Origin of the sequence: Acinetobacter sp. AL9 (assembly GCF_041464035.1) — a bacterium.
Lineage (GTDB): Bacteria > Pseudomonadota > Gammaproteobacteria > Pseudomonadales > Moraxellaceae > Acinetobacter > Acinetobacter towneri.
Window position 1 is genome coordinate 1 of record NZ_JAYFSK010000097.1, and the last position, 5,002, is coordinate 5,002.

Genomic DNA, 5,002 nt, shown 5'->3' on the forward strand with positions numbered 1-5,002 from the left:
CAAGAACGTATCAAACAACTCGAACGCGAAAATAAAGAACTGCAACGCGCCAATGAGATTCTACGTAAAGCAGCCGCTTTTTTCGCCCAGGCGGAGCTCGACCGCCCACACAAATAATGGTGGATTTCATCCATAACAATAAAGACTTATATGGTGTTGATGCGATTTGTAGGATTTTACCGATCGCAGCTTCAACCTATTACCGAACTTTAGATCTCGCTGACAATCCAGAACATCGAGCGAAACGTGCTCAGCATGATTTACATCATGCAGAACAAATTAAACGAATTTGGAAGGAAAGTTTAGGTCGATATGGTGTACGTAAAGTTTGGCAAAAATTGAAACGTGAAGGCTATGTTATTGCACGTTGTACAGTTGCTCGATTGATGCAGAAGCTAGATATACAAGGTGTTTGGCGTGGTAAGAACAAACAAACTACCCGCAACCGAGATGATCAAAAACGAGCAGATGATTTAGTGAAACGTAATTTTACTGCTGATCGACCTGACCAATTATGGGTCAGTGACTTTACGTATATTCAAACTCATTCTGGCTGGGTCTATACCGCCTTTATTATTGATGTGTTCTCACGAGCAATTGTTGGATGGAAAGTATCAACACGGATGAATACAGATATGGTGCTCGATGCACTTGAGCAAGCATTGCACGATCGAGGCATGCCAAAGAATGTGATTCATCATTCCGACAGGGGTGTGCAATATCTTTCGATTCGCTATACCAATCGTTTAGAAGCAGCAAATTTACGAGCATCAGTCGGTACAACTGGTGATTCATACGATAATGCTTTGGCTGAAACGGTGAATGGCTTATACAAAACAGAGGTGATTGAATATTTAAAAGCAGATTGGCAAGGTTTAGCAGATGTACAACTTGCGACACTAAACTGGGTAGATTGGTTCAATAAAAAGCGTGTACACAGTGCACTGGGTTATGTGTCGCCTTTTGAGTTTGAAGCAATGTACTATGATAAGATTAACCCGTTAGGTCAGGTGGCTTAACTTAAATAAGTCTCCGACAAACCCGGTACGGTTCAATCAGTCAAATAAGACATCACTTGAGAAGAAAAGATGAAAACAGTAGGCAATGACTTGGTACGTAGTCAGTTGCATCAAAAGCGAAAATGGTATCTGGGGCTGGGCATTTTACTAGTGATTTTTGGTCTGGTCTTGCTAGCGACTTTACCCTTTGCAACCTTGTCCGTGGTATTCATGTTTGGCGTACTGATGATGATCGGCGGTATTCTGCATTTTGTTGCTGCATATAAAATTTTTCATGGCGGTTTTCGCTGGTTCTGGGCCTTATTCGGTCTTTTATACTTGCTTGCCGGATATTATGCGTTCAGTACACCGCTACAGACCGCGGTGGTCCTGACCCATATTCTGGCGATTATTCTAATTATTGCAGGTATCATCCGGATCTTGAATAGCCTTTTGTTTCGCGCTCTGGGGGGATGGGGCTGGACTTTATTTTCAGGCATCTTGACCCTGCTGGCAGGGATCGTGATTTTGCAATCCCCAGATGCACCGTTTTGGGTCCTGGGCCTGTTTCTGGCGATTGATATTTTATTTCAGGGGATTAATTACCTGACATTTGCGTCTTATATCCGGCATGAAGTCCCGAAAAGTTCAGCTGAGCTTTAAAAGCTCGCATCAAGAGCACTCCGTGCGCTCTTTTTTATGTCTTGTGATGAATATGAGTGTGATCAGTTTATGTCAAAAATCTTTGTACTAGCGCGGGGTTCCTTATACTGAACTTGTACAAATTATGTTGTGTAATGTATGTAACAAATTGAAATTATTAAAAATAGGATAACTAAAAATGCAACCGACTGAATTAAAACAATTACCAGACTGGTTATTAGAACAGTTACCCCAAATAACTGAACCAGCAATTTTATCACTGCGAGATAAGAAACTTGTCGTCACTTACCCTGATCGTATGGAAGCAATTCACGAAAGCTTAAAAGACGTACAACACCAGATCCATCATGTCAAACCTACAGATTTACAGATTCTACCAGAGGTTTATCAATATTTTGGTGAGGATAAAGAGAATGGTTGCCTATTTTTTAAAACCTCTGAGCATCTTTCGAGGAGTTTGTTTTCCTACACCGATCAAAATAAATTTGAGCATTTACAATCTGCTTTACAGACTGCCTTTGAAAATGAGCAAGAATATCTCGCAAATCCAACGGACTTTTTAACTGCCTATCATTTTATTGATACACACCCAGCTTTTTGGACGGTTATTGGCGAAGTACCATCATGGCACTGGAATACATGGGGGCATTGCCAAAATGTTTGTCACGGTGCATATAATGATGAAGATGATGGGAAATTAGTGATTTATTTAGAGACTGGCTCACATCTCAATAAAGTAGAAGATGGTGGTAAATTATACCAAGAGCATTATCATGATTATCGTTTAGATGTTTGGGCTGATACGTTTGAACAGGCGTTTATCAAGTTGGCGGCAATGGTGTATAAGTTTTTTGACCATCAAGGGGTTGAGCGTCCAGATGTGCCACATATAAAACCAGCATGGGTGCTGGAGCTTGATGAACGAATTGCAGAATTTAAAAAATGGAAAGATGAGGGGCTGTGAGTATTCACTATTAGGGAGACGTCCACGAGTTGTTAAAGTATGTCGATTAAAACATCTGCCAGCTTTTGACCATTCTTACGATCAATTAAACGTGCTGACATACCAAATTCATTTGGATCACTGTAATCAACAAAAAGTGTATCTCCAATAAACAAAATGTCTTTGGCATGACATTGTAATTTATCAATTAAATATTGATAAATTTGTGACTCTAGTTTAATTGCTCCAACCTCATAACTCCAAGCATAAGCATCAAGAGAAGGTAAAAATGAAGAAACAACTTTTCCATATGGCATAGCTAAATTTGAGCATAATGCCAATTCCTTAGTCATATTGCCAGCTGCTAGTAATTCTTTTATTCGTTTGTGCTTAGCCTCATTGGCTTTCTTACCTGTTGGCTTGTAACCCGAACGTGCCAAGCCCTGCTTAATACGTTCTATACGTTTCTCATTGTCCAGGTGTCAACGGCATTCTAAAATTGACCCCTTTTACCTTACAAATGGCAAAGTAAAATTGACCCCAATCCTGTGCTTGACTTGGAAATGTCTGTATAGGACATTTTAAATGGTTTATCGCATAGACATTTTAATTGGTGAATAACATTAAATGTAAGCCGAAAATAGAAATGTCCTAGATAAATAGATGAGCTAATTAACCGATATATTCGGCTCATTAATTGAGCTGAATATATGCTATATTCAACTCATCTTAGATTTTCAGAGAAAGATTGAAAATGCAGGAATGGATTTGGCAAATACAAAACTGGACAAATTTCACATGGCAAGATTCAATTATCTTACCTAAAACCAGACAGATACATCAAAAAATAGGAATTCTTCTTGGACAAAGTCAGCATGATTTAGCAAAAGAACAATTTACTCTAGATACTCTACTTGCCAATCTTGTTGCTTCATCAGCAATTGAAAATGAAACCATCAATGTTTTTTCATTGCGATCATCTCTAGCTCAACGTTTGGGTGTCACGCTTGAACAGCCTTATCCAAGCTCAGATCGATCAGAAGGTTTAGCCAATATCATGCTAGATGCACTTAACGATGTTAAGCAACCACTGACTGTTGAGCGTCTCATGCAATGGCATCGTTGGCTTTTCAATGATCTAGACTGGACAATGCAACGTTTACGCATTGGTCAACTCCGGGGATCAGAGCCTATGCAGGTCGTTTCAGGTCGATTGCATTACCCTAAAGTACATTTTGAAGCACCTCCAAGAGAAGGCTTAGAAGATCGCTTAAATGCCTTCATAGAGTGGTTTAATCAGAGTTTAAATGATTCATTGCTTGATCCATTGTTACGTGCAGGCATTACCCATTTATGGTTTGTTACTCTGCATCCTTTTGATGATGGTAATGGCCGTATTACACGTACACTTACAGACCTTGCTCTCGCTCAAATGGATGAACAAAGCATCCGTTTGTATGCAATGTCTACTGCGATATTAAACAAACGTAAAAGTTACTATGAGGTATTAGAGCAAACCCAAAAAAATGATTCTGATATCACAAATTGGCTGATTTGGTTTCTAGACACATTGAATGATAGCCTTGAAAAAACCTTGGCGCAGATCAGTCGAACATTATTTAAAAGTCAATTTTGGCATAAACATTCAAATTCAACCCTGGGTGAAGAACAACGCAAAGTTCTAAATCGTTTATTAGACGGTGGAGAAAATGGCTTTGAACATGGTATTAGTGCTTCACAATATCAAAAGGTTGCTAAAGTCAGTAAAGCAACAGCTACTCGCCATTTATCAGACCTACTTGAGAAAGAATGTATCGTCAAATTAGAAGGTGGTGGACGTAATACACGCTATCAGATTAATACTCAGTTATAGATATTCTTAGTAATAAAAAACCCCGGCATCCTGCCGGGGTTTTTCATATTGGGTTGCTAGGTATGACTCCTGTCTTACCTCACGTTCCTGGTGCGATCTTTCTTATTCTTGTTATTTGGAACATCCTGTTCTCTATGTACCCATCATAAGAAAATTCCAGTATGCCGGATAGCCGCAAAGGGCCGAGATTGATGTGAGCTAAAGCGTACAAAATAGCCTAAATTTTATCCACAAAAAATGTGGATAATTTTGGACATTGAGGCATTGATAAAATTTGAAAAAACTCAAAATTGATTACTTTTTAAACAAATTTATTGGCAAGAACTATCAAAACTGCTCATAAAAAAGACGACTTGTTTCAAAATCGGCTTTTTTCTCATTTTTGCATTTTTCTGATTTCGCAGATTCAAATCTCAAGTGCAACACATTTGTAGTTAGTTGAAAAAGTTAGGTGTATTCATAGAATCATTAGACTTTTTCAACCCGCAATTGGAAAGCACACAATGAAGAAATACACCCAACTTT

3 protein-coding genes, 2 pseudogenes and 1 other annotated feature are annotated in these 5,002 nt (G+C 38.8%); of the genes and pseudogenes, 4 read left to right on the forward strand and 1 reads right to left on the reverse strand.

The annotated features are described in order from the left end of the window. From ACEO2X_RS13205 to ACEO2X_RS13215, 3 genes and pseudogenes are all read left to right on the forward strand, one after another. Positions 1-1,019 (forward strand): annotated as a pseudogene (locus tag ACEO2X_RS13205) (IS3 family transposase); the annotation flags it as partial. Further along, positions 75-191 (forward strand) — a sequence feature (AL1L pseudoknot). It overlaps the preceding pseudogene by 117 nt. A 69-nt stretch (positions 1,020-1,088) precedes the next feature. Beyond that, on the forward strand, positions 1,089-1,661 hold the full coding sequence (locus tag ACEO2X_RS13210) for an HdeD family acid-resistance protein (RefSeq protein WP_371972132.1): 573 nt from the start codon (positions 1,089-1,091) through the stop codon (positions 1,659-1,661). Between the two features lie 178 nt (positions 1,662-1,839). Beyond that, positions 1,840-2,625, forward strand: coding sequence for a hypothetical protein (locus ACEO2X_RS13215; protein WP_371972133.1), 786 nt, complete (start codon positions 1,840-1,842; stop codon positions 2,623-2,625). Between the two features lie 32 nt (positions 2,626-2,657). Here the strand turns inward: ACEO2X_RS13215 and ACEO2X_RS13220 are convergent. Continuing rightward, a pseudogene (locus ACEO2X_RS13220) lies at positions 2,658-3,083 on the reverse strand (hypothetical protein); the annotation flags it as partial. A gap of 275 nt (positions 3,084-3,358) precedes the next feature. Here ACEO2X_RS13220 and ACEO2X_RS13225 point away from each other — a divergent pair. Next, positions 3,359-4,477, forward strand: coding sequence for a Fic family protein (locus ACEO2X_RS13225; protein ID WP_346791957.1), 1,119 nt, complete (start codon positions 3,359-3,361; stop codon positions 4,475-4,477). Positions 4,478-5,002 lie beyond the last annotated feature (525 nt).